The organism is Roseovarius sp. S88 (assembly GCF_037023735.1).
Lineage (GTDB): Bacteria > Pseudomonadota > Alphaproteobacteria > Rhodobacterales > Rhodobacteraceae > Roseovarius > Roseovarius phycicola.
On sequence record NZ_CP146069.1, the window covers coordinates 3,080,125 to 3,101,818 of the forward strand.

Consider the following 21,694-nt stretch of genomic DNA (forward strand, 5'->3'; position numbering starts at 1 on the left):
AAAGGGTGCGCTTGCACGCACCCCAATTTGTTTACATCACTCGATGATTTTCGACACGACGCCGGCGCCGACGGTGCGGCCGCCTTCGCGGATGGCGAAGCGCAGGCCGTTTTCCATGGCGATGGGCGCGATCAGTTCCACGTTGAACTTCAGGTTGTCGCCCGGCATCACCATCTCGGTGCCCGAGGGAAGCTCAACCGTGCCAGTGACGTCCGTTGTACGGAAGTAGAACTGCGGACGGTAGTTGGCGAAGAACGGCGTGTGACGCCCGCCCTCATCCTTGGTCAGGATATAGGCTTCGGCTTCGAACTTGGTGTGCGGTGTCACCGAGCCCGGCTTACACAGAACCTGACCCCGCTCAACACCTTCACGGTCCACACCGCGCAGAAGTGCGCCAATGTTGTCGCCCGCTTCACCACGGTCGAGAAGTTTGCGGAACATCTCAACGCCGGTGCAGGTCGTCTTGGTGGTGTCGCGGATGCCGACAATCTCAATCTCATCACCCACATTGATCACACCGCGCTCCACACGGCCGGTCACAACCGTGCCGCGGCCCGAGATCGAGAACACGTCCTCAATCGGCATCAGGAACGGCTGATCCACAGCCCGCGCAGGCGTCGGGATATACTCATCCACAGCCGCCATCAGCTCAGAGATCTTTTCGGACCCGATGTTGTCGTCGCGACCTTCCAGAGCGGCAAGAGCCGAACCAGCAATGATCGGAATGTCGTCGCCAGGATACTCATACGAGCTCAGAAGCTCGCGGATTTCCATTTCCACCAGTTCCAGAAGCTCTTCGTCGTCGACCTGGTCCACCTTGTTCATGAAGACAACCATGTAGGGGATGCCAACCTGACGGCCCAGAAGGATGTGCTCGCGCGTCTGGGGCATCGGGCCGTCGGCCGCGTTCACAACCAGGATCGCGCCGTCCATCTGCGCCGCACCGGTGATCATGTTCTTGACGTAGTCCGCGTGGCCGGGGCAGTCGACATGCGCGTAGTGACGGTTCTCCGTCTCATACTCAACATGCGCCGTCGAAATGGTGATCCCCCGCGCCTTCTCTTCCGGCGCGCCGTCAATCTCGTCATAGGCTTTAAAATCGCCAAACTGCTTCGTGATCGCAGCTGTCAGCGTCGTCTTACCATGATCAACATGGCCAATCGTGCCAATGTTCACATGCGGCTTCGTGCGGTCAAACTTTTCCTTTGCCATGATGGCCTCCTGTCTTTGCGGATGGTGGGATAAAATCCCACCCTACGGTGGTGGGTAGGGCGGGGTTCACCCCGCCACCCGGGTTATGCGTATTTCGACTGAATCTCTTCCGAGATATTCGATGGCACCGGTTCGTAATGCGAGAACTGCATGGTGAACTGGGCGCGGCCCGACGACATCGAACGCAGCGTGTTGATGTAACCGAACATGTTCGCCAGCGGCACGTTTGCGTTGATCGCAATCGCGTTGCCGCGTGGCTCTTGTCCGGACACCTGACCACGGCGAGATGTCAGGTCACCAATGATGCCACCGGTGTATTCTTCCGGCGTGATCACCTCGACCTTCATGATCGGCTCAAGCAGTTTCGCGCCCGCCTTTTTCAGGCCTTCGCGCATACCCATACGTCCGGCAATCTCAAACGCCATGACGCTGGAGTCCACATCGTGGAACTTACCGTCGATCAGAGCAACCTTGAAATCGATCACAGGGAAGCCAGCCAGAGGACCGCTGTCCATAACGCTCTCGATGCCTTTTTCCACACCCGGGATGTATTCCTTAGGCACGGCACCCCCGACGATGCGGCTCTCGAACGAGTACCCTTCGCCCGCTTCGGTCGGCGTGATGATCATTTTCACCTCGGCGAACTGACCTGATCCACCCGACTGTTTCTTGTGGGTGTAAGTATGCTCGACCTCATGAGAGATGGTCTCACGATAGGCCACCTGAGGCGCACCGATATTGGCCTCAACCTTGAATTCACGCTTTAGACGATCCACCAGAATGTCGAGGTGCAGTTCGCCCATGCCTTTCATGATGGTCTGACCGGACTCCAAGTCAGTTTCCACACGGAAGGACGGATCTTCTGCCGCCAGACGCGCCAGACCCTGAGACATTTTCTCTTGGTCGCCTTTGGTCTTTGGCTCAACCGCGATCTCGATCACCGGATCGGGGAAAGTCATGGTTTCGAGAACCACTGGATCCTTCTCGTCACAGAGCGTGTCACCGGTTGTGGTGTCTTTCAGACCCGCAAGCGCGATGATGTCGCCGGCAAATGCCTCTTCGATCTCTTCACGGTTGTTGGAGTGCATCATCATCATCCGACCAACGCGCTCTTTCTTGCCTTTGGTCGAGTTCAGCATCGAGCCGCCCTTGTTCAGGACGCCCGAATAGATGCGGGTGAAGGTCAGCGAGCCGACAAACGGGTCGTTCATGATTTTGAAGGCAAGGCCCGAGAACGCCATATTGTCATCTGCCCGGCGGGCAATGTTGCGCTCTTCGTTTTCGTCACCTGGCTTAAAGCCCATATAGTCGACCACATCCAGCGGGCTGGGCAGATAGTCAATCACAGCGTTAAGCAGCGGCTGAACGCCTTTGTTCTTGAAAGCAGAGCCACCCAGAACCGGAACAAAGTCCAGCGCCAGCGTGCCCTTGCGCAGCAGTTTGCGCAGCGTTGGCACGTCAGGCTCGTTGCCTTCCAGATAGGCCTCCATCGCGTCGTCGTCTTGCTCGACGGCGGCTTCGATCATCTTCTCACGCCACTCGTTGGCCATGTCCTGCAGGCCGTCGCGAATGGGTGCTTTGACCCAGCTCGCGCCCAGGTCTTCACCCTGCCACAGCCACTCTTCCATGGTCACCAGGTCAACCAGACCTTCCAGATCGCTTTCAGAGCCAATCGGGATACCGATCGGCACAGGACGCGCACCAGTGCGCTCTTCGATCATCTTCACACAATTGAAGAAGTCGGCACCGATCTTGTCCATCTTGTTGACGAACACCATCCGCGGAACGTTGTAGCGGTCGGCCTGACGCCACACCGTCTCGGTCTGTGGCTCAACACCCGCATTGCCATCCAGAACACAGACCGCGCCGTCCAGAACGGCCAGCGAACGTTCAACTTCGATGGTGAAGTCGACGTGGCCGGGGGTGTCGATGATGTTCAGGCGGTGCTTTTCGGAATCGGGCGTCTGGCCATCTTCCGTGCGCTCCCAGAATGTGGTGGTCGCAGCAGATGTGATGGTGATCCCACGCTCCTGCTCCTGCTCCATCCAGTCCATGGTGGCCGCACCATCGTGCACCTCACCAATATTGTGGGATTTGCCGGTGTAGTACAGGATCCGTTCCGAGCAGGTGGTCTTGCCTGCATCGATATGGGCCATAATGCCAAAGTTGCGGTAACGGTCGAGCGGATAATCGCGTGCCATGGTCTAATGCCTCTAAAGGTTTACCAGCGGTAGTGGCTGAAGGCTTTGTTCGCCTCGGCCATCTTGTGGGTGTCTTCACGTTTCTTAACGGCTGAGCCGCGCGAGTTCACAGCATCCAGAAGCTCACCTGCAAGGCGCTCTTCCATCGTGTTTTCGTTGCGGCCCCGACTTGCGGTGATCAACCAGCGGATGGCCAGCGCTTCACGGCGTTCAGGACGCACTTCAACAGGCACCTGATAGGTGGCACCACCCACACGGCGCGAGCGAACCTCAACCGATGGTTTGATATTGTCGAGCGCTTCGTGGAAGAGCTCAACAGGGGCGCGCTTGACCTTGTCTTCGACCCGGTCCAGGGCGTTGTAGACGATGCGTTCGGCAACAGACTTCTTGCCGTCGATCATCAGGTTGTTCATGAATTTTGTCAGAACCCGATCACCGTACTTAGCGTCGGGTAGAACTTCGCGTTTTTCAGCAGCGTGACGACGTGACATGCTCTGCTCTCCTTACTTAGGACGCTTGGCGCCGTATTTCGAACGACGCTGCTTACGATCTTTGACGCCTTGGGTATCCAGAACGCCGCGAAGAATGTGGTAGCGAACACCAGGAAGGTCTTTCACCCGGCCACCCCGGATCAGAACCACAGAGTGCTCCTGAAGGTTGTGGCTTTCACCAGGGATATAGCTGATCACCTCGAACCCATTGGTCAGGCGCACCTTGGCCACTTTCCGCATCGCCGAGTTCGGCTTTTTCGGTGTGGTGGTGTAGACGCGTGTGCACACGCCACGTTTCTGCGGGCACCCCTGAAGGTGCAGCGACTTGGTGGATCGGACTTTGGGCTGCCGCGGTTTGCGGATCAGCTGTTGGATCGTTGGCATAGGGTCTCTTTCCCGTCTCTCAACACATATGTCTGCACAAGAACGACCTCGTGCGGTTTCATCTCATAGCGCTTCACGCGTCCGCAAAGCGAAAAGGCCGCAATCGTTTCCATTCCGAGGCAAACGACGCGGTGGGCTCCCAGAGGATCGGGGCAACTCAAACGGCCCGGATCTTGTCCACTTAAATTTTGATTTCGGATTTCGGGGTCACCCCCGGCACCGAGATGAGCGGCGTATAGGGGGAGTCGAAGCGGCTGTCAACAGCCGTTGGCGGGATCAACACAGCCTTTCAAACAAGCTTTTCAGAAGCTTCTTTTGCCTTGCCCGGCGTAATGTCATTTGCCACGGTTGCGTAACTGAAATCCTGAGCAGGACTTTCTTGTATGCGCGTTATCGGACTTTGCCGGTTTTCCTATCCCGCCATTGGCGGGTTCAAACGCATGCATGACACCGTCGAAGAGCGTGAGGCTTATCTCTATGCGCCTGAGCGCATGGACCTGCGCTTTCGCCATTTCGAGGCCCTCACCCTGCCGTCTATCGCGGCCCAGAAAGACAAGCGTTTCACGTTTTTGGTCGTCACTGGTGAGCGTATGCCGAAACGCTATCGGGATCGCCTCAACGACATTTGCGCGTCAGTGCCAGAGGTAAAGTTGGTCACGGCCCCGCCTGCCAAGCATCGCACAGCCATGCAAAATGTGATCAAGGCAGAACTAGGAGAAGACCAGACCGAAAGCCTGCAATTCCGGCTTGATGACGATGATGCCGTTGGAACAAATTTCATTCGCGGTATCCGTCGCACCGCACGCCTCGTCTGGAAACTGCGTGCCGATTGGCAGAACCTCGTGATTGAGTATTCAAGCGGCTATTCTATAAAATTAACCCCGGATGGTATTTTGGCAAAAGACATGCAAGGGCAGTTTCTGGCCTGCGGACTAGCCGTCCTGTTTCGTCCACAAGACAAGAAGACGGTGATGAATTTCGCCCATCACAAACTGCATCACTCTATGCCCACGATCATTGACCCAACCACACCAATGTACCTGCGCGCCGTGCATGATGACAACGACAGTCGCGCACGCGGCAAGGATACGGGCCTCAAACCTCTGACAGATGAGGACCGCGCCTTTTTCAAAGCTCGGTTCAATGTCGACGAGAAGGCTGTGCAAGCGGCCTTTTCCTCCCTGTCCGCACTTCGCGATAAAGTGTGAACAACCCGCTGGCGACCACGATGGCCGCACCCAAAAGTGTTAGTGCGTCAGGCCACTCTCCAAAGACGAGCCATCCCAAAACCATAGCCCATAAAAGCCCCGTGTAGCGAAAGGGCGCGATAAACGCGATGTCGCCCACACGCATCACCATGATCGAAAACAACAAACCGCCCATCACAAAAAGTGCGGCCGTCCCGATGAGCGAAGCCATGCGTAGATCAACAGGCTCCCAAACCACGAAAAGGCTAAGTCCTCCAAAAACAACCAATGTCGCAATCGCGGTCAGTAGCGTGATGAACACAGATGGGGTCTCTGGCGACAGCTGACGCGCCGCAAGATCGCGGATCGTGACACAGCCCACGGCACAAAGGGCATAGAGCGAATAGACGTTGAAATCCGCAGCCCCAGGCCGGATGATCAGCAAAACACCAACAAACCCCACCAGAATGGCCAGCATCCTGCGCCACCCTACGGGTTCGCGCAAAAACACTGCCGCCGCCAGCGTCACGGTCAGCGGCAGCGCCTGCAGAATCGCTGTGACATTGGCAATCGGCATGTTGAAAAGCGCTGTGAGAAAGAAATAGACGACACCAAGCTCTGCCAGAGTGCGCAAGCCCACCAGTCCAAAATCACGACGCGGTAGCCGGGTGCGCAGAACACCCAGACGCCATGCAAGCAAAGCGGTCAGACCTGTCGTCAGAAGACCGCGCAACATCAAGATCTGCGACAACGGCATGTCGCCTGCCAACAATTTCAGCGCGGTGTCGTTGAACGTGAAACACGCCATCGACGCCATCATCAAAAACGCACCGGTCAGGTTGTCAGAACGTGCCATAATTCGGCTCTAGACCTCGGATGACTGTGGCACAAGTCGCCCAATGCTTCTTTCTTGTCCAAAATACCCAATAACCGGGGTTAAATGACTGCCCCTGGCTTCAAAGTTTCGCGCAGTTCGCCGTGCAAGACAGGGTTCGCCGCCAAGACACCTGGCAGTTTCGGCGCCTGGTTGTTGAACACGAGGCTTTCGCCGTCCCGATCCGAAATCGCCGCCCCCGCTTCGGTCAGGATCAAAGCACCCGCCGCAATGTCCCACTCCCACGCGCCGCGCAGGGTCATCATCGCATCAAACCGCCCTTCAGCCACAAGGGCCATACGATAGGCCAAAGATGGGCGAAAGCTGCGCACCAACCCTGGATGTTCGCCCGCGCGCCAATGTTTACCGTCAAAATTGGGTTTCGCAGCCAGCATGCTGGCCCCATTCAACCTGTTAGAAGCACCGACCTTGAGTGGCGTACTGTTCAGAGTTGCACCCATCCCGCGCGCGGCCGCATAGAGCTTGTCCCGCATTGGGAGATAGATCACGCCCGCGACGACCTTCCCTTGCTCGACCAAAGCAATCGAATGCGCCCAGGTTTTTGATCCTTCGATAAAACTGCGCGTACCATCTATCGGATCAACGATAAACACCCGCTCACGGGTCAGCCGCGCGCCATCATCCTCGCTTTCTTCGGATAACCAGCCATAGTTCGGGCGCGCTGCGCGCAGCGTATCTTCCAGAACCCGGTTCACCGCCAGATCAGCCTCGGTCACAGGCCCTGCGCCTTCCGGTTTGTCCCACACCTTGGCGGATGGCCCGGTATATTGCCGCGCCACATCGCCCGCAGCCTGTGCCGCCGCGATCAAAAGCTTCAGGTCAGTCACCGGCAAGCGTCATACCCTCAACGAGCAGCGATGGCACCGTGCGGCTCAGCCACATGCGCGCGTCGTTGGCTGGCTGCATCCGCATCAGCATGTCCGGCAGACTGCCCGCAATGGTGCATTCATTCACCGGATAGGTGATCTCTCCGTTTTCCACCCAAAACCCCGATGCGCCACGAGAATAATCACCCGTGTTGGGATTAATGGTCGAGCCGATCATCGACGTCACCAATAGCCCCGTGCCCATCTCGGCAATCAGGTCTTCGCGGGTCTTGGTGCTTTGCGTCAAAGCCACATTGCCCACGCTCGGGCTGGGCGGTGACGAGGTGCTGCGCCGCGCGTTGGCAGTGGACGCAAACCCAAGCTTGCGCCCTGTGGCCAAATCAAGTGTCCACCCCGTCAGCACACCATCTTCCACGATGTTCCGCGCTGATACAGCAAGCCCTTCGGCATCAAATGGGCGCGACCCGGGAACACGCGGTCTCAATGGATTTTCGACAAGCGACATACCCTTGGGCAGCACCTGTTCTCCCAGCTTGTTCAAAAGCCAAGACGACCCGCGCGCGACAGTGGATCCATTGCTGGCCACCAAGAGATGGCCGATGAGCGTGCTGGACACACGTTCATCAAACAGAACCGGATATGCGCCGGTAGGCGGCTTGCGCGCGCCAAGCTGAGCGACCGCACGTGTGCCTGCTGTCTGCCCAATATCATCCGCGGCACGCAAATCCATCGCAAAGATGCGGTTGTCCCCATCATAATCACGCTGCATCGACGTGCCTTCACCGGCAATCGCAACGCAGCTTAACGACGTGCTTGTGCGCGTATATCCCCCAGCAAATCCGTTACTCGCCGCGATGTGCATGTTTTGCGACGAATACCCGCTGGACGCCGATTGCACTTGGGTCACTCCAGTGACCGCAAAGGCCGAGGCTTCTGCTTCCAGGGCCTGCCCCTGGAGGTCTGCTGGCGCAGGCTCTTCGGCAGTGTCAGCAAGCTGCAAAGCCGTGGCATCCCAATCCTGAACAATCTGCTCTGGATCAGCCAGGCCGATATGCGGGTCTTCTGGCGCCTCTCGCGCCATAGCAACTGCGCGCTCAGCCAGCATGGCAATCGTCGCATCACTTGTATCAGACGCTGAAACGCAGGCCTGTCTTTGGCCAACGAGAACCCGCAGCCCGATATCCGTACCTTCTGCGCGCTCGGCCTTTTCCAAGGCCCCTTTGCGCACGGCTATGTCCAGAGACCGCCCTTCAACCGCGATGGCGTCTGCCGCATCCGCTCCGGCCTTTTTCGCTGCACTCAAAAGCGCGTCGGTCAGGGATTTCAATTCAGACAGCATTCATGTCTCCACTTCGGCCCGCAACAGGTAGACCGAGGCCCGCGGCCTTACAAGACCGCGGGCCTCAGATAACCCGTCAAAGCGAAGTGTCAGAGCAGATCAGCGCAAACGCTGACCGTTGGCCAGAACCTGACCGTCACTTTTGACTTCGATTGTGGAGTTCAGCGTGTCCTCTCCATCGCCAGGCACAGCGAAGAGACCCATCATCATCCGAGCGCCCATAGCCTGATCCTCGGGCACAAAGCCCATGGAAACCAGAGTATCCAGCAGCGCATTGGCGCCCACCAGCTTCAGATCAATCGTCCCGTCGGGTGCCGGCACCCCATCAAAGGTTTCCAGATCGCTGTTGTCGAATGTAAAGGCACCACCTCCGGTCAACTCAGCGCCTGCCGCCCGGACGGTCAGGGAATTAAGGCTCAATGAATTCAGTTCGCCAGGCATTTCACCTGATGTCTCAACGTTTTCCATTTCCTCTGGGTTTAGGAAGTCAAAAAACAGTTTCGCCTTGCCGGTCATGTCGATGGCAATTGTCGCTGGATCACGCGGAAGTTGGCCCGTCGGGTCAAAAATACCCCAAATGAGGTCTGACATTGTGAAGTTGCCCATGGTGAAGCCAAATGCAAAATCCTGTTCCTCTTCACCTTTTATAATCGGCATGCCAAACTTGAACCCGGCTTCTTCCAGTGCGAACTCGACCGGGAACGGAATTTCACCGCCTGCCATGGAGACGTTGGTGTCGGTTGTGGACACGTCATAGATCAGGCCCTTGTCGCTCATCGCCACTTTGATTTGGCCCGTGTTGGAGCTTGTCGTGCCCTGCACATTCTCAGCCCCTTCCGTGAACTGAAACTCCATGGCGTTTTCGCGATAGGACAGATCCGCATCGACGGCGAACCCGTTCGCCACAGCCTGATGCATCAACGCAGCATCCATTTCGAGCGGCAACGTGCTTGTCCCGGTGGCATCCATACCTGCTAGACCGCCTTTCAAAACAAGGCGCGCGTCTTCATTTTCAGGGTCTTTGAAATCAATGTTGTAACTGACCGGGCCACTGGTCATTTTTTGATCGGCAACACGCAGGTCGCCGACTTTCATAGTTGTCGTACCGACAATATCGGCCACTGTGACATCCATCACACCCAGATCAATGCTTTGACCCTCGGCCACGATTTCCTTGAACTTCAGAGCAATTTCCGCCGCCGTGTAGTTATATGTGATGTCGTTTGGATCACCCGAGACATTCATCACAAGGCCGGTGTTGTTGTAATCCATCGCAATGGTCACAGCCTCGGGTCCATCAACCACAATGTTCAGCGGAATGGACGCCGGGAACTCGACAGAAACGGTGCCGTCGCCCTTTTCGACAAAATCGATTTCACCCAGTTCTACGCGGATATTCGCGTCTTCCTCGGGGATCTCCATGCTCATCACGATGTTTTTCACCGAAAGCGTGTCACCCGACAGCGTCTCTTCGGCGGACATAGTGTATCCAGAACCCGCGAAGTAACCTTTCCAGTCAGCCCAGACATCCTGAGCTGTCACATCGGCAAATGCTGCCGTTCCGGTCATGAAAAATCCCAAAGCCACCGCCGAAGTACTGCTGCGAAGTGTGGCCTGTCCAAATGAGGTCATGATGAACCCTTCCGTTTTTAAAAAATCGCCCCTAGCTTCTGTTCAAGCCAAAGGATGGTCAAGGGCTTGTTACGCAAGTCTGGGGCGCTCGATGGGAGTCTTTTTGACTTTCTTGTGACCCAGTTTGAAGCGCAAAAGGAACAAATGAATGGATTTTTCAGGGAAAACAGTTCTGGTCACAGGCGCAAGTCGTGGAATTGGGGCGTCAACAGCGCGTCATTTTGCAAAAGCGGGTGCGAATGTTGTGCTCACAGCGCGGTCAGAAGACGCCATAGCAGAGCTGGCGTCTGACCTTGGGAACAAGGCACTAGCCGTGCCCTGCGACGTCAGTCGGTACGAGGATCTGTTTCGCGCTGTCGATGCCGCCTGCGACACGTTTGGTGGACTTGATGTCTTGATTGGCAACGCGGGGGTGATCGAACCGATTTCTCACCTGCAATCTGCTAACCCCGAAGACTGGGGAAAGGTCATCGACATTAACCTCAAAGGCGTGTTCTACGGGATGCGCGCTGCAATGCCGGTGATGACAGAGTCAGGTGGCGGCACCATCATCACCATCAGTTCAGGGGCCGCAAGCAGCGCGCTCGAAGGCTGGAGCCATTATTGTACATCCAAAGCCGGTGCCGCGATGCTCACACGGTGCGCCGACAAAGAACGGCGCGCGTCTGGCCTGCGCGTCATGGGCCTTTCACCAGGCACTGTGGCCACCGAGATGCAGCACGAAATCAAGGCCAGCGGCATCAACCCTGTGAGCCAGCTTGACTGGTCCGACCACATTCCGCCCGATTGGCCTGCGCGCGCCTTGATGTGGATGTGCACTGAGGACGCGGACGAATTCATCGGCGAAGAAATTTCGTTGCGAGACGAAAGCATCCGAAAGCGGGTTGGCCTGATATGATCGACATAAACAAATCTGACGACGGGCTATGGCAAGTTAAGATCAATCGCCCGGACAAAGCCAATTCGCTCACGCGCGACATGCTCTACGATCTGGCGGACATCGCAGAAGCAGCTCAGGACGCCCGTACGCTTGTTCTGACGGGAGAAGGCAAGGTGTTTTCGGCAGGCATGGACCTTGACGCTGCCAAAACGGGCCTTGCGACTGATCCGGTATGGGAGCGCCTTTCTGGTGCCATCGCCGCCCTGCCCGGCCTGAGCATCGCGGCTCTCAACGGCACAGTGGCGGGTGGGGCCATCGGCATGGTTCTGGCCTGCGATCTGCGTGTGGCCGTGCCCGGCACCAAGATTTTCTATCCCGTCATGCGCCTTGGCTTTCTCCCGCAGCCCTCAGATCCCGGACGCCTGCGCAATCTCATCGGTCCGTCGCGGGCCAAAATGATCCTGATGGCCGGACAAAAGATCGAGGCCCAGCAGGCCCTGCATTGGGGTCTTTTTGATCAGGTTGTTGAGAAAGATGCGCTATTGGACACGGCCTGCGATCTTGCATCGGACACATTGACCGCAACCGCCAAGCACGCGGCGGCTATCAAGGCGCTCTGCACCCGTTAAGTCGCCTTTACCCTGATCCAGTTCATCATGCCTGACATCTGGTGCGACGCCATGTGGCAGTGGAACATCCAGTCGCCAGGGTTTTCGGCCACAAACACGATCTCACGCGTCTGATCACCATGAATAACCAGCGTATCGCGCCATGGTCCAAGCGATCCGTCCTGCATGACTTCGCGAAAATGCATACCATGCAAATGCATCGCATGCGGGAACGCGGTTTTATTTTGCATCGGAATCCGGATCGTTTCGCCCAATGCAGCCTCCACAAGCGGCGCATCGGTCATTCCGGCCACAGCATTGAAAGCCCAGAACTGTCCAGCTTCGGCCAGCGCTCGCGCGTCCATCTTTTCTCCCTTCCACACCGCACCACTGGGTAAGCCGCGCATCGCACCCCCCTCCATCACAAGAGGAACCGTTCGGGCCGGGGCCAATTCAACCAAAGGCATGTCATTGGGCGGCAAAGGCGCAGGGGCCGGGCGTGTGGTCGAGCCCTTGGTCACGGCATACGTTGCCAACACGAACGTTCCGCCTCGTTCCACTGACGCGATAAGCGCTTCGTCACCCTCCACAGCCGTCACATCCGCAATCAGGTCCACGCGCTGCGCCGGGCCGATCTCAACTGTCTCAGCCTCATACGGCGCGCCAAGCGGCATTCCGTCCAGCGCAACCACCCACGCGCGCCACCCCTGCAAGGCGATACGAAGAATTTTGGCCGTCGCCGTGTTCACCAACCGAAGACGCACCCGCGCCCCTTCGGGATAAGACCCTTTGACCTCGGGCTGTCCATTGACGGTGACGTAATTGCCCAAACGCCCGGCATGGGACATATCGTGCCGGTTGCCGAAAGACGGATGTATCTGTGCCTCTTCGGTCATGCGCCAATCCTGCAGCACGAGTGTCTCTTCGCCATCCACGTCGGACTGTTCATCCTCATCAACAATGATCACACCCGCCAAGCCGCGCGAAATCTGCTCGACCGAGTTTTGATGCGGATGATACCAATATGTGCCCGCATCCCGCATCTGAAAGCGATAGTCAAAAGACGCACCCGGCGCGACCGCCTCTTGTGTCATGCCCGGCACACCATCCATATCATTGGGCAACCTGAGCCCATGCCAATGGATTGTCGTGTCCTCCTGCAAATCGTTGATCAACCGCGCCTCCAGCCAATCTCCTTGACGAAACCGAAGGGTCGCGCCAGGCACCTGTCCGTTATAGGCCCAAAGCTCAGTTTGCGGATAATCCGAAGGCGCGATCTGCGCTGTGCCTGAACTTGCTCTGATGTCGCGCGGGCTTGCGGTCGCATGAACAGAATGGCCAATCGAAGCAGCCAAGACCGAAGCCGAGCCTTTCAGGAATGTGCGTCGTTTCATATCACTCTATCCGCCACTTTCTTTGCCATTCTAACGCTTCCGCCGCCGCCCCGGTGTTTTAGAATGAAACCCGGGCGGACGCTTGGCGATCCACTCCACAAACTTCTCAAGCCTTGGATGCGCGCGCAAGGCCTCTATCGTCGCATAGTCCCGCGCCAGCTCTGCCTCGGTCAGCGTGGCGTGAATCTCGTTATGGCAGATCTGGTGCAACAGCACTGTCTCTCCGCCCTTACCCCCTTTCAGTTTTGGAATCAGGTGGTGTTGGCTTTGCTTGGCCTCCGGCGGGATCAGTCGGCGGCAGAGCGGGCAAATCGGGTCTTCCATGTCTTTTCCTTGATCCACCTTTCCCGGTCAGGCAAGAGGGTGGCGGGAGTTTGCAGTTTGACAAGGGGTGCGTCATGGATTGGGACAATCCGCCCGAGATCGTAGCACAGGCCATGGAATATGGTCAGCAGGGTTTGGACATCGCCAAAGGTTGGCTCTTAAGCCCCGCCGCCTGGTCTCAGTTCGCTCTTTTGATCGCAGCTTATCTGCTGGCCGTTCTGATCAGCCGCAAACTTCGCCCCACTCTGACGCGGCTGCTGACCCCGCCCGACGATCAAACCCATGTCATCGCAAGCGCACGGCGCTTCGTTCTGATCTTTGTGCCGCTGGTGTTGCCCCTTCTGGCCTATGTCTTGACTGGCCTCGGCGAAGCGGTCACGCGGTCCGTTTTTGGATCGGGCGAAGTGATCGCCTTCGGCAAGCGCGTGTTCCTCTTTCTGGCCGTGCGCATCCTAGTGCGCGACATCATCAGCGATCCATTCCTCAAATTGTTGGGGCGCTACGTGATGATCCCGGTGGCTGCGCTTTATGCGCTTGGCGTTCTGGATCTGGTCACAACGCGGCTGCAGGAAACGATAGTGCCCTTGGGCAACATGTCCTTCGACCTGTTGTGGCTGATCAAGGCTGTGTTTGCGGGAGGCATCATGTTCTGGCTGGGCCGCTGGTCCAACGATCAATCCCACAGCTACATTCACGCCCAGGAAGATATGCAGCCCGCCACGCGACAACTCGCGGCCAAGGCGGCTGAGATTGCCATTTTCGGTGCCGCCTTCCTGATTTTGATGAATTTCCTGGGCATTTCGCTCACTTCACTAGCGGTTCTCGGGGGAGCCATCGGCGTCGGCCTTGGTTTTGGCCTGCAGAAAATCGCATCAAACTTCATCTCTGGCGTGATCCTCCTGCTCGAAGGGCAGGCCACGGTCGGCGACTATGTCGAACTCGACAATGGCGAGTCTGGCACAATCGTGAAAACCACGGCCCGCGCGATGATCCTTGAGACCTTCGATGGCCGCTGGATTGTTGTCCCGAACGAGGATTTTATCACCACTCGCGTGGTCAACTACTCTGATCAAGGCAGCGCCAACCGTTACGAAGCGCCATTCTCAGTCAGCTACGACACGGACATAAACATCGTACCTGACATCATCGAAAAGGCCGTGAGCAAGCTCGATTTCGTCTTGCAGGAACCAGATAGACCAGACTGCGAACTCCGTGCGTTCGGTGACAGCGGCGTGGAATTCGCCGTTGAGTTCTGGGTCAATGGGATCGACGATGGAAAGAACCGCTTTACGCCACAGGTGCTCTTTGCCATCTGGAATGCGCTGAAAGAGCATGACATCGAAATTCCATTCCCACAGCAGGTTGTGCACCACAAAGGCCTGGGCGGAACGACGCCACCCGGCACATGACCACAGCCCTCGTCGTTGGAGCAGGCCCTGCCGGCCTCATGGCCGCGGACGTGCTGGCAAGTGCAGGTGTGGAAGTGACGATTGCCGAAGCCAAACCGTCTCCTGCGCGCAAATTCCTGATGGCGGGCAAATCGGGGTTGAACCTGACCAAGAACGAGCCAAAGGATATTTTTGTGCGGCACTTCAACGAGGCCGCACCAAGTCTGCAATCCGCTTTGCACGCTTTTGGGCCAAACGAGGTCGCCGAGTGGGCCAAGGGGCTGGGTCAAGACGTTTTCACCGGCTCCACAGGCCGGGTGTTTCCCAAGACCATGAAAGCCTCTCCTCTGCTGCGTGCCTGGCTGGCGCGTCTTGAGGCGCTCGGCGCGACACTCAACCGGCGTTGGCGATGGACGGGGTGGGACGGCGATGCGTTCAGGTTTGAAACACCGCAAGGTATGAAAACGATTCAAGCCGATGCAGCCGTGTTGGCCTGTGGCGGTGCAAGCTGGGCAAGGCTTGGGTCCGACGGAATGTGGGCAGGGTCATTCCCGGCCTCAGACCTCTCGCGATTTCGTCCTGCCAATATGGGCTTTGACGTGAACTGGTCGAACCACATGTCCCGGCACTTTGGGCAACCTGTGAAAGGTATCGCTCTTCGGGCTGGATCGCACGTATCTCGCGGGGAAATCGTGCTGACTCAACACGGCATCGAAGGCGGAGGAGTCTACGCCATTTCCCGCCCATTGCGAGACGGCGTGACACTGACCCTCGATCTGATGCCGGATGTTTCGGCTGAAGCCGTCCGCGCGCGCCTGTCAAAGCCACGCGGCAAAACAAGCCTCAGCAACCATCTGCGCAAGACGCTGCGGTTCGACCCTGTGCGACAAGCGTTGCTAATGGAGTTTGCACGCCCTTTGCCCAAGGATCTGGCCGCGGTGATTAAAGCCTTGCCCGTTCCGTTGGTTGGGCCGCGTCCTATGGATGAGGCCATCTCAACAGCTGGTGGTCTGAAATTCGACGCGCTGGACGACACTTTCATGCTGAAAAACCGACCCGGCGTGTTTGCCACAGGCGAAATGCTCGACTGGGAGGCCCCGACCGGCGGCTACCTGATCACGGCCTGCCTGGCCACGGGGCAATGGGCCGGACGCGGCGCCGCATCATGGGTCGCGGCGCGCTGAAGCGTTTCTCGAAACGCTTTAGTTGAACCCTGCCTCTTGATACTTGGCTTTCAACTTGTTGAAATTCCGACTGCCGCCCTTGGTGTTCTCAACTGTCCGCCACTTGGTGTCAGGCGTTTTTTGTTTCACACGACAATTGGTGCTGTCGCATTTTATATGCACCTGCGCGTTGTTTGGCCCGGTCATCTTCACATCAGCAGCAAGGGCGGGCAACGCCAAAGCCAGTGCAAGAGCGGTTACGGGAATTGTCTTCAGCAAGGACATGGTCACTTCCTCCAGTTCTTAACGATGACAAAACTGTAGGTCGCCCAGCCAACACATGCGTTTCACATTCGCGTAGACCAGCGCCAGCTTACGGCAATGTGATGACCTTTTGAAACGCCTCTCGCGCTTCCATACGTGATCTATAAGCTGTCAACGCCTCACCTGGCCCGTCAAATCCAGCCCGCTCAGCCCAGCCCAGACAATGCGTGAGTACGATATCCGGCAAGGTCATGGAATCGCCCATCAAAAACGGCCCCTCCAATCGATCTGCCAAACGCGCAACATTGCGGTTAAACTCCCATTTCAATGTGTCCTTCACCGCAGGGACGCGCCGCTCCTCGGGCAACACAAAACTATGACGCGCCGCCATCCAGAGCACCCCATCAACCTCATCAAGCACTTGATGCAACAGGCAATCCTGCCGTCCGCGCTCTGGCGTGCCAGGCGTATGGGTCAAAGCCCCGTGTTTGTCGGACAGATAGGTCAGGATAGCGGCGGAATCCGTCAACACCGTATCACCGTCCCGTAGGTTGGGCACTTTGCCCGACGGGTTGACCGCCGAAGCTTCGGGGCTTCGCGGGCTTGCGGCGACATGATTGTACGGCGCGCCAATTTCTTCAAGCATCCACAAAACACGAATGGCCCGCGTGGCCCGGCTCCCGATGACGTCGTACATGATATGCTCCCGCTCTGACCTCAAGCTGCACGTTCCGGTGATTGGCAAAAATTGGCAAGAGCAAAGGCAGAGATACTGACAGATCGTGTCAGACATTTAAGATAGAGCTTAAGCACAACAGCTCATGAGAGGGAAAACGACATGCCATGCACCGGACGCTGCCTATGCGGCGCAGTTGAACTCGAACTGAAAGACACGCCCATGACCACCGGCGCCTGCCATTGCTCCATGTGTCGAAAATGGTCCGGCGGTGTCTTCATGGGTCTGCATGTCAAACCAGGCGAGGCCACAATCAAAGGCGAGGGAAATATCACCGCATACACCTCTTCAGAATGGGCAGAGCGCTGTTTCTGCAAAACGTGCGGCACCAACCTGTTTTATCGGGTCACCGCCGATGGCCCCATGAATGGCGAGTTGCATATTGGTCTCGGCGTTCTCGACAACTCTAACGGCATCATTATGACCGAGGAGATTTTCATCGATGAAAAGCCCGACAGTTATGCCTTTGCAGGTGAGACCAGGAAAATGACCGGGGCCGAGGTGTTCGCCATGTTTACCCCACCGGAATGACAGCTAACGTCGCGCCAGATTAGCGAGCCGGACAAGCGCCCGTTCTACGAGCGCCATATCCGGCGCGGTCTGCCCCGCCGAACGCAACCGAAGGTCTGTGTCTGTCAAAAGCCCCAGCGCATCCTCCAGCTTGGCCGCGCCCCAGTTTGATGCTTGCCGCTGCATGCGGTCCCGGCGCGGCCCGAACACAGGCGGGCGCACTTTGGAAATCCCCTGCGACGGGCCACCCGGATCAGACGCCGCGGCATAAAGCGTTCGGAAATGCCGTATCGTCGCCATGCAAAGCCCCACGGGCTGCACCCCCTGCGCGCGCAGACGCTTCATGACGGGTGCAATCTCGCCAGAACGCGCCTCTGCCACGATGTGGATCACATCATCCAGATCCGCCTCGGTCGAGGCTGGCGCGCAGGCCATGATGTCCTCGGACGACACAGGTCCTGTATCGCTCAGCTTGTAGAGCGCCAGCTTTTCTACTGTCTGCCGAAAATCCCCGGGATCAAGCTCTTGCGCCAAAGCCGTCAGATCGCGCATTGCCTCGCCCGAGACATCCTTCAACCCTGACTTTGCCAGCGTCGCCTCAATCTCCGCCCGGCTGGGAGGATCGTCGTAAATCGCCGCGGCATAGGCCTTCTTGTGCCCCTCAAAAAGTTTACGCAGCTTGGATGTGGGCTTGAGACTGCCCGCCGTCACAACCACTTGAGCATCACCCGGCTGCCAATCCCCAAGCACATCTGTCACGATCTGCACCACCGTGTCATTGGCCTCTTCGACAAAAGCCACACGGGGGCCGGGGAAAAACCCCTGCGCCTTAATCGCGTCATTGAGCAAAGCCGGGTCCTTGCGCAACTCCGCAGCAGGAATGCGCGTCAAACGCATCTCCTCTTCGCCCGAGGGACCAATCAGAGCGGCGACCACCTCTTGCCGCCGCAAAGCCACCCGCATGCTGTCATTACCGTAAATCAGCAAGCCGGTTTTTTCGGGATCAGGCCGGGCAAAATAGGCAGGCGCGTCACGCGGGCTTAACTTCATGCCGGAAGTTTGCCCGCTTCGGCGGTCAGCTTATTGATGATCTGGTCGGCAAGGATGATCATGAGCCGCGCCTCGGCATCGCGCTGTGCGGCCTGGGTCGCAACGGTCGTCCCGGATGCGGAGTAGGATGTGAAATTGTCAACCTGGCCCGAGACAAGCACCGCTTTGCTCTGCATATCGCGCAGCGCATATTTAACGCTTCCCAAAAGGTTAAAGCGCGTAATTACATTATCCTCGGCGATCGCAATGGCATCTTCGTCCAAAGTGATCGAATAGCTCAGGCCATACTTTCCCTGCACTCCACGCCCCAGACGGTCCTCAAAATGGCTGTTGAAGAGAAAGCCCTCACGCCCCTGTGGCTCATCCAGTAGAATGTTGTCCTGAAGCCGCGTCGCCGCCCCGCCAGGCGCAAAGGCGGGTGAAAATCCACACCCGGCCAAAGCGGCAGGCACAGCACATAGGATGAAGCGGCGGCTATATGACGACATTCACGATCCGTCCCGGTACAACGATGACCTTCTTGGGCGTGGCCCCTTCCAGCGCCCGAATAACAGCATCCTGCGTCAGAGCAATTTTTTCAACCTCTGCCTTGTCCATATCTTTGGGCACGCTGATTTCAGCCCGGCGTTTGCCGTTGACCTGAATGGGCAGGGTCACCGTGTCTTCCACCAGCATGGTTTCATCGACCTCAGGCCAAGGTGCCTGCGCCACAAGCCCCTTCCCACCAAGCATGGACCAGACTTCCTCGCTTAAATGAGGCGTCATGGGCGACATGAGCTGTGCCAATACCTGCATTGCCTGCCATTGGACAGAGGCCGCAGCCTTGCTTTTGCTGAGCTGATTGAAGAAACCATAGATCTTGGCGATCGCCGCGTTGAAGCCAAAGCTCTCAACGCCCTTGGTGACCTCATCAATCGTCTTGTGCATCGCGCGCATCAGCTCGTCATCCAGCGCGTTGATCCCAAGCTGATAGCTGTCCATGATTTCTTGCAGTGATTGATCAAGGTCGGCCACGCCATCCGCCTTCATCTGCGACAGCTCATACGCCTTGCGCCAAACCCGGCCCAGGAATTTATGCGCCGCCTCCGCCCCTGCGGCTGTCCATTCCACATCCCGCTCTGGTGGTGAGTCGGACAACACAAACCACCGCGCTGTGTCGGCTCCGAACGCCTCGATGATGTTGACAGGATCAACCACGTTCTTCTTGGATTTGGACATCTTGGCCGAAGGGATGATTTCGACCGCGGTGCCATCACTGAGCTTTCCGTCACTTACATCTTCGGGCAGGTGATAGACTGGACGCCCATTGCCATCGCGCGTCTGATAAATTTCATGCGTGACCATGCCCTGCGTGAACAGAGCATCGAACGGCTCAATCGCCTTCTTCGGCAAATGCCCGCAAATCTGCATCGCGCGGGCAAAGAACCGGCTGTAGAGCAGGTGCAGGATCGCATGCTCAATCCCGCCGATATACTGGTCCACATTCATCCAGTACTCGGCCTCGGCCATATCAGTTGGTGTCTCGGCATGAGGTGCCGTGAACCGCGCAAAATACCATGAGCTGTCCACAAACGTGTCCATCGTGTCGGTCTCGCGCTGCGCAGGTTTGCCACAGGACGGACAAGTACAGTTGCGCCAGCTTGGATGCCGGTTGAGCGGATTGCCGGGGATAGAGAAATCAATCGGCGCGCCATCCTCGTCATAGGGCAGCTCTACCGGCAAGTTCTCTTTCTTCTCTGGCACCACGCCACAAGCGTCACAATGCACCACCGGAATGGGGCATCCCCAATAGCGTTGACGGGACAGTCCCCAATCCCGCAGGCGATACTTGACCTGCCCTGTGCCAAGCCTCTTGGCCTCGAACCAGTCTATCGTGGCATCAATGCCCTCTTGGCTTGTGCAGTTCGCGATGCCTGCAAAATGGTCGATGAACACAACCTGTTCCGTCTTCGCGGGTATAAGTGCCTCGTTCTCAACCTCAACCTCTTGCCCCGGCATGTAGAACGCATTGCGCACATCCAAATCGTATTTCCGCGCGAAATCCAAATCCCGCTGATCATGCGCCGGACAGCCAAAGACCGCCCCCGTGCCGTAATCCATCAACACGAAATTTCCGACCCAGACGGGCAAATCGCGATCCGGATACACCGGATGCTTGACCTTGATGCCGGTATCAAGACCCTTTTTCTCGGCCTTCTCCATCGCGGCCTCAGTGGTGTCCATCTTGCGCGTTTCGGCGATGAATGCCGCCAGTTCGGCATTGTTTTCCGCCAGTTCCCGCGACAACGGATGTTCGGGCGATATGGCAATGAAGCTCGCTCCCCGCATCGTATCGGGCCGCGTGGAATAGCACACAATCACCTCGCCACCATCGGTCCTCACAAACGGAATCTCGATACCCCGGCTTTTGCCGATCCAGTTTTCCTGCATCAGCCGCACCTTGGCAGGCCAGTCATCAAGCGTATCCAGCGCCTCCAGCAATTCCTCAGAAAAATCACTGATCTTGAAAAACCATTGCGTCAGCTCGCGCTTTTCAACATCCGCACCTGAGCGCCAGCCCTTGCCGTCGATCACCTGCTCATTGGCCAGAACAGTCATATCGACCGGGTCCCAGTTCACCACCGCGTTCTTGCGGTAAACCAACCCTTTTTCCAGGAAATCGAGGAACAAAGCCTGCTGCTGCCCATAATATTCGACATCACATGTCGCAAATTCGCGACCCCAATCGATGGAAAGCCCCAAAGGCTTCATCTGCCCCCGCATGTCGGCGATGTTGCCATAGGTCCAGTCCTTGGGATGCCCGCCCGACGCCATCGCCGCATTCTCCGCAGGCATACCAAAGGCATCCCAGCCCATCGGGTGCAAAACGTTATGTCCGGTGGCCAGCTTGTAGCGCGCGATCACATCGCCCATCGTGTAGTTGCGCACATGCCCCATATGGATGCGCCCCGAGGGATAGGGGAACATCTCAAGCACGTAATACTTCGGCTTGTCCTTCGAGCGCTGCGCCCGAAAGATACCCGCCTCGTCCCAGGTCTCTTGCCAATTCTTCTCGATCTCGGCAGCTGAATAACGCGACATAACCGGACCTGACCTCTTCATTCCAAACTCCGAGACGTGATAGGCCCAAGGGCGCGCAGGGTCCAGTGCTGAGCGTTAAAAACAGGGTATACCTGCACGCGCCCTCGAATAGGCGCATTGTGGTGCGT

Annotated in this window: 21 protein-coding genes; 6 read left to right on the plus strand and 15 right to left on the minus strand. The window is 57.4% G+C overall.

The features are described from left to right. Positions 1-36 precede the first annotated feature (36 nt). From tuf to rpsL, 4 genes are all read right to left on the minus strand, one after another. Positions 37-1,212 (minus strand): elongation factor Tu, encoded by a 1,176-nt coding sequence (tuf, locus tag RZ517_RS15660; protein WP_317057050.1) that lies wholly within the window; start codon positions 1,210-1,212, stop codon positions 37-39. A gap of 83 nt (positions 1,213-1,295) precedes the next feature. Further along, positions 1,296-3,413 carry an elongation factor G gene (gene fusA / locus RZ517_RS15665; protein WP_317057049.1) on the minus strand — a complete coding sequence of 706 codons (2,118 nt, stop codon included), beginning with the start codon at positions 3,411-3,413 and terminating at the stop codon, positions 1,296-1,298. A gap of 20 nt (positions 3,414-3,433) precedes the next feature. After that, complete coding sequence (rpsG, locus tag RZ517_RS15670) at positions 3,434-3,904, minus strand: 30S ribosomal protein S7 (protein WP_317057048.1); 471 nt, start codon at positions 3,902-3,904, stop codon at positions 3,434-3,436. A 12-nt stretch (positions 3,905-3,916) separates the two neighbouring features. Then, complete coding sequence (rpsL, locus tag RZ517_RS15675; protein ID WP_317057047.1) at positions 3,917-4,288, minus strand: 30S ribosomal protein S12; 372 nt, start codon at positions 4,286-4,288, stop codon at positions 3,917-3,919. A 383-nt stretch (positions 4,289-4,671) separates the two neighbouring features. On the opposite strand from rpsL, the gene RZ517_RS15680 reads away from it, so the two are divergent. Beyond that, complete coding sequence (locus RZ517_RS15680) at positions 4,672-5,496, plus strand: glycosyltransferase (RefSeq protein ID WP_338549073.1); 825 nt, start codon at positions 4,672-4,674, stop codon at positions 5,494-5,496. Here the strand turns inward: RZ517_RS15680 and RZ517_RS15685 are convergent. The 4 genes from RZ517_RS15685 to RZ517_RS15700 all read right to left on the minus strand — a co-directional run bounded on the left by RZ517_RS15685 (position 5,429) and on the right by RZ517_RS15700 (position 10,168). After that, complete coding sequence (locus RZ517_RS15685; protein WP_338549074.1) at positions 5,429-6,331, minus strand: DMT family transporter; 903 nt, start codon at positions 6,329-6,331, stop codon at positions 5,429-5,431. The two genes, RZ517_RS15680 and RZ517_RS15685, sit on opposite strands and share 68 nt — an antisense overlap. Positions 6,332-6,411: 80 nt before the next feature. Continuing rightward, positions 6,412-7,203, minus strand: coding sequence for a 3'(2'),5'-bisphosphate nucleotidase CysQ (locus tag RZ517_RS15690; protein WP_338549075.1), 792 nt, complete (start codon positions 7,201-7,203; stop codon positions 6,412-6,414). Further along, positions 7,190-8,536: a TldD/PmbA family protein gene (locus RZ517_RS15695; protein ID WP_338549076.1), complete on the minus strand. Its 1,347-nt coding sequence runs from the start codon at positions 8,534-8,536 to the stop codon at positions 7,190-7,192. The genes RZ517_RS15690 and RZ517_RS15695 overlap by 14 nt, the downstream gene beginning before the upstream one ends. 99 nt (positions 8,537-8,635) lie before the next feature. Then, on the minus strand, positions 8,636-10,168 hold the full coding sequence (locus RZ517_RS15700) for a DUF2125 domain-containing protein (protein ID WP_338549077.1): 1,533 nt from the start codon (positions 10,166-10,168) through the stop codon (positions 8,636-8,638). A 148-nt stretch (positions 10,169-10,316) separates the two neighbouring features. Here RZ517_RS15700 and RZ517_RS15705 point away from each other — a divergent pair, with 148 nt between their 5' ends. Both RZ517_RS15705 and RZ517_RS15710 read left to right on the plus strand, forming a co-directional pair. Then, complete coding sequence (locus RZ517_RS15705) at positions 10,317-11,066, plus strand: SDR family oxidoreductase (RefSeq protein WP_338549078.1); 750 nt, start codon at positions 10,317-10,319, stop codon at positions 11,064-11,066. Continuing rightward, a complete protein-coding gene (locus RZ517_RS15710) occupies positions 11,063-11,677 on the plus strand; it encodes an enoyl-CoA hydratase/isomerase family protein (RefSeq protein WP_338549079.1) in 615 nt (204 codons plus the stop codon). Before RZ517_RS15705 ends, RZ517_RS15710 begins: the two co-directional genes overlap by 4 nt. On the opposite strand, the gene RZ517_RS15715 is transcribed toward RZ517_RS15710, so the two are convergent. Both RZ517_RS15715 and RZ517_RS15720 read right to left on the minus strand, forming a co-directional pair. Beyond that, on the minus strand, positions 11,674-13,050 hold the full coding sequence (locus RZ517_RS15715; protein ID WP_338549080.1) for a multicopper oxidase family protein: 1,377 nt from the start codon (positions 13,048-13,050) through the stop codon (positions 11,674-11,676). The genes RZ517_RS15710 and RZ517_RS15715 overlap by 4 nt on opposite strands. Positions 13,051-13,080: 30 nt before the next feature. Then, complete coding sequence (locus RZ517_RS15720) at positions 13,081-13,374, minus strand: HNH endonuclease (protein ID WP_338549081.1); 294 nt, start codon at positions 13,372-13,374, stop codon at positions 13,081-13,083. A 74-nt stretch (positions 13,375-13,448) separates the two neighbouring features. On the opposite strand from RZ517_RS15720, the gene RZ517_RS15725 reads away from it, so the two are divergent. Together RZ517_RS15725 and RZ517_RS15730 are read left to right on the plus strand one after the other, a co-directional pair. Beyond that, a complete protein-coding gene (locus RZ517_RS15725; protein ID WP_338549082.1) occupies positions 13,449-14,783 on the plus strand; it encodes a mechanosensitive ion channel family protein in 1,335 nt (444 codons plus the stop codon). After that, positions 14,780-15,946: a TIGR03862 family flavoprotein gene (locus RZ517_RS15730; RefSeq protein WP_338549083.1), complete on the plus strand. Its 1,167-nt coding sequence runs from the start codon at positions 14,780-14,782 to the stop codon at positions 15,944-15,946. Before RZ517_RS15725 ends, RZ517_RS15730 begins: the two co-directional genes overlap by 4 nt. An 18-nt stretch (positions 15,947-15,964) precedes the next feature. On the opposite strand, the gene RZ517_RS15735 is transcribed toward RZ517_RS15730, so the two are convergent. Both RZ517_RS15735 and RZ517_RS15740 read right to left on the minus strand, forming a co-directional pair. Then, entirely contained in the window at positions 15,965-16,210 is a 246-nt protein-coding gene (locus tag RZ517_RS15735; RefSeq protein ID WP_338549084.1) for a hypothetical protein, read from the minus strand. A gap of 88 nt (positions 16,211-16,298) precedes the next feature. Further along, entirely contained in the window at positions 16,299-16,886 is a 588-nt protein-coding gene (locus tag RZ517_RS15740; protein ID WP_338549085.1) for a glutathione S-transferase family protein, read from the minus strand. A gap of 201 nt (positions 16,887-17,087) precedes the next feature. Here RZ517_RS15740 and RZ517_RS15745 point away from each other — a divergent pair, with 201 nt between their 5' ends. Then, positions 17,088-17,456 (plus strand): GFA family protein, encoded by a 369-nt coding sequence (locus tag RZ517_RS15745; protein ID WP_338549086.1) that lies wholly within the window; start codon positions 17,088-17,090, stop codon positions 17,454-17,456. A gap of 3 nt (positions 17,457-17,459) precedes the next feature. Here RZ517_RS15745 and holA read toward each other — a convergent pair whose 3' ends face one another. Genes holA through leuS form a run of 3 tightly spaced genes read right to left on the minus strand, consistent with a single transcriptional unit; the run spans position 17,460 to position 21,566 of the window. Then, on the minus strand, positions 17,460-18,485 hold the full coding sequence (holA, locus tag RZ517_RS15750; protein WP_338549087.1) for a DNA polymerase III subunit delta: 1,026 nt from the start codon (positions 18,483-18,485) through the stop codon (positions 17,460-17,462). After that, entirely contained in the window at positions 18,482-18,973 is a 492-nt protein-coding gene (gene lptE / locus RZ517_RS15755; protein ID WP_338549088.1) for an LPS assembly lipoprotein LptE, read from the minus strand. The genes holA and lptE overlap by 4 nt, the downstream gene beginning before the upstream one ends. Further along, positions 18,960-21,566 carry a leucine--tRNA ligase gene (leuS, locus tag RZ517_RS15760; protein WP_338549089.1) on the minus strand — a complete coding sequence of 869 codons (2,607 nt, stop codon included), beginning with the start codon at positions 21,564-21,566 and terminating at the stop codon, positions 18,960-18,962. Before leuS ends, lptE begins: the two co-directional genes overlap by 14 nt. Positions 21,567-21,694 lie beyond the last annotated feature (128 nt).